This window comes from Paraburkholderia sp. SIMBA_054, from assembly GCF_046534875.1.
GTDB classification, from domain to species: domain Bacteria; phylum Pseudomonadota; class Gammaproteobacteria; order Burkholderiales; family Burkholderiaceae; genus Paraburkholderia; species Paraburkholderia hospita.
The window spans coordinates 1-271 of record NZ_JAWRXV010000807.1 but is presented as its reverse complement, the minus strand read 5'-3'; the positions used below and the strand labels follow the sequence as shown (position 1 = coordinate 271).

1 protein-coding gene is annotated in these 271 nt (G+C 57.2%); it reads left to right on the top strand.

What is annotated here, in order from left to right:
* Positions 1–70: 70 nt before the first annotated feature.
* Positions 71–271: response regulator (locus SB822_RS57335; RefSeq protein WP_410859140.1), on the top strand; the 201-nt coding region annotated here is incomplete at its 3' end.

The window sequence follows — 271 nt, the reverse complement described above, 5'->3', positions numbered from 1 at the left end:
AATGCGGAATTTACGTGGCGGGCAATCTATTGACCATGCAACCTGCAGCAATCTCGATCGGAAGCTGAACATGCAACGTGCAGCTGTGCTGGCAGATGATCATCAGCTGGTCGGCGAAGGAGTGGCTGCGCTTCTGCGGGCGAGTGGCTGGCAGGTGCAGCTGGTCCACGATGGAGAGGCGGCCATGTGCGAATGTCGCACGCTGAAGTACCAGGTCGCGATCGTAGATGTGGCCATGCCCCGCATGGATGGATTTGAACTACTTCATGCA